1 pseudogene (running past both ends of the window) is annotated in these 339 nt (G+C 48.4%); it reads left to right on the top strand.

The annotated features are described in order from the left end of the window. Positions 1-339 (top strand): annotated as a pseudogene (locus COV46_07815) (hypothetical protein) (it extends past both window edges: 806 nt to the left, 655 nt to the right).

Raw genomic sequence — 339 nt, 5'->3', positions numbered from 1 at the left:
AACTGCTATGGAGCATATGAGTATTTCGGGCGAAGACGCAGAGAAAGTAGTAATTGTTAAAACATCCGATGGCGCAAAATGCCATGCTATTGTGCTTCAAGGCCGTGTTCCGCCTGGCCAAACACGTGAATTTATCATCACCTCAGTAAATCTAGATAATTATACGGTAACTCTTCGAGCTCCTGATGGTACAGTAGAAGCAATTCTGCTGTTTCCAGGACGGCTTCCGACGACTGTGATGCTGTTTGACCCCGCGGACATTGATACGATTCTAGATGCACTGGCGGTTACATCTCCGCGCCCAGAGTCAGTGTTATCCGCGCCTAGAGAGACGCTGCT

This window comes from Deltaproteobacteria bacterium CG11_big_fil_rev_8_21_14_0_20_49_13, from assembly GCA_002796305.1.
Taxonomy (GTDB): Bacteria; UBA10199; UBA10199.
The sequence above is the reverse complement of the archived record's forward strand: the minus strand, read 5'-3'. Positions and strand labels throughout refer to the sequence as shown.